This window comes from Acidovorax sp. HMWF018 (genome assembly GCF_003061035.1).
Classification (GTDB): domain Bacteria; phylum Pseudomonadota; class Gammaproteobacteria; order Burkholderiales; family Burkholderiaceae_C; genus Acidovorax; species Acidovorax delafieldii.
In genome coordinates, this window is sequence record NZ_QAIM01000240.1 from 1 (window position 1) to 1,551 (window position 1,551).

At 54.5% G+C, this 1,551-nt stretch carries 3 protein-coding genes; 1 reads left to right on the top strand and 2 read right to left on the bottom strand.

The window, feature by feature from the left end; genetic code table 11:
- Positions 1-387 precede the first annotated feature (387 nt).
- The gene (locus DBR23_RS08560; protein WP_082564895.1) at positions 388-615 is read left to right on the top strand and encodes an antitoxin Xre/MbcA/ParS toxin-binding domain-containing protein; all 228 of its coding nucleotides are present in this window, start codon (positions 388-390) and stop codon (positions 613-615) included.
- Between the two features lie 112 nt (positions 616-727).
- Here the strand turns inward: DBR23_RS08560 and DBR23_RS29245 are convergent, their stop codons facing one another.
- Complete coding sequence (locus tag DBR23_RS29245) at positions 728-916, bottom strand: hypothetical protein (RefSeq protein ID WP_146191287.1); 189 nt, start codon at positions 914-916, stop codon at positions 728-730.
- A partial coding sequence (locus tag DBR23_RS08565) for a TetR/AcrR family transcriptional regulator (RefSeq protein ID WP_108497958.1) occupies positions 913-1,551 on the bottom strand: 639 nt, incomplete at its 5' end. The genes DBR23_RS29245 and DBR23_RS08565, both read right to left, overlap by 4 nt.

The window sequence follows — 1,551 nt, forward strand, 5'->3', positions numbered from 1 at the left end:
TTGCCGAGCTTGATGTAGAGCTCAACGGCTCGGATTCGGTCTTCGTAGGAATACATGAACTACCTTCTAGTAGTCCAAGTTTTCGTCCGCACCCCCGGTGGCTCAATTTTGAATCGGCGCCAACACTCAGCCGCGATAGTTGCAGCAGCACGCGCGGTGCTCGCACGTCCAAAATACCCCCCACACTCTTGCACCCCAGCCGAAGACCAAGGCAGTTTTCATATGTCCGCCCAAAGCAAGCGAGCAATTCGCTGAATCGCCCACTGCAGTTCATCGCCTCCATGTTCGTCATGCAGGCGGTGGTAGGGCGGGGAACTCCCTTCAATTCAAGATACCTTGCCCGGACGTGTGCATTGCATTCATCTGGCGTGCAGATCAGAATGGGCCATGGCCCTCGAAGACGATATCGCTACCCTCTCCGCACTTGTTCAGCGTATGGTTGATGAATCAGGAACACCAGTAGGTTTTGACGCGCGGGCTTGGCTTGACCAATGGCTGTTGGAATTGGCACCGACATTTGGTCATCGTCGTCCACTGGATGTTCTCAGCGGACCCGGCGGGCTGGATTTGGTGCGTAGCCACCTCCTGCGCGCGCAATCCGGGGCCTATTCCTGAGCGCAATTGTGGTGCTCTCCATTCATTGAATGCGTCACTGCCCACTAATTCATTGGGCCATCGCACACGCCTTGAAAGCCGCCTTGGATTCCCGTGTGGGCCGACCAGCTTCTCAGCATCCCATCGTCGAAGCAGAAAGACTCGCATTGGCTGCCTCGAAGAACTCGACCACCTTGCCATCCTGATCAAGCCTGAAGACCTGATTCCAGCACCGGTTTCCGCCATGCACGACGATGTCCGCCAGAATTGCCTCACTGCGAAGAACACAACCGGAAGCCCAAGCCTGTTGCGCCAGATTCACGCTTGACTGGGACGAATACCATGCGCAAGAAAACCGATAAAAATATCGGCCACTTCGTCGCTTCCAAGGCTGCCATCGATATGCATCCATTGGGTAATCGAGCTAACAGCGCCCATGAACCAGAACACCGCCAATTTCACGTTGCACGGGGCAATGGAACCATCCTGAACACCCCCCTCGAGCACTTTGCGCAGCTCTTGATCAAACTTTCGCCGACGCAAAGTGATTTTTTTCTGATCCGCCACAGTCATACCGGAGAAATCCTGGAGGATCGCCGGTGCGCCCATTTCATCCGTTAGCAACGAGATGTAGTTCTTAATGAAGACCGAGATCCGACCGAAACCAGTATTTTCCGAAGCGATCGCGTCTTGCAAGACGCGATCTCCCAAATGCATGGCGAGCTCGTGGCATTCGTAGACAAGTTCCTGCTTGTTCTTGAAGTAGTAGTAGAGGGCAGGCTTGGTGACGTTGAGCGTTTTTGCAATCTCGTCCAAGGACACATTCTTGTACCCATGGCGGCCAAATGCGCGCGAAGCTTCCGCAATGACAGCTTGCTTTTTGAGCTGGTACTGCTCATCCGCGCCGCTGACCGCATTGTTCCATTTTGCGCCCTTGCCCGATCTTTTGGCAGCATT

Coding starts and splice junctions, on each gene's coding strand:
- DBR23_RS08560 (WP_082564895.1), top strand. CDS start 388: ATGGCCCTCGAAGACGATATCGCTACCCTCTCCGCACTTGTTCAGCGT.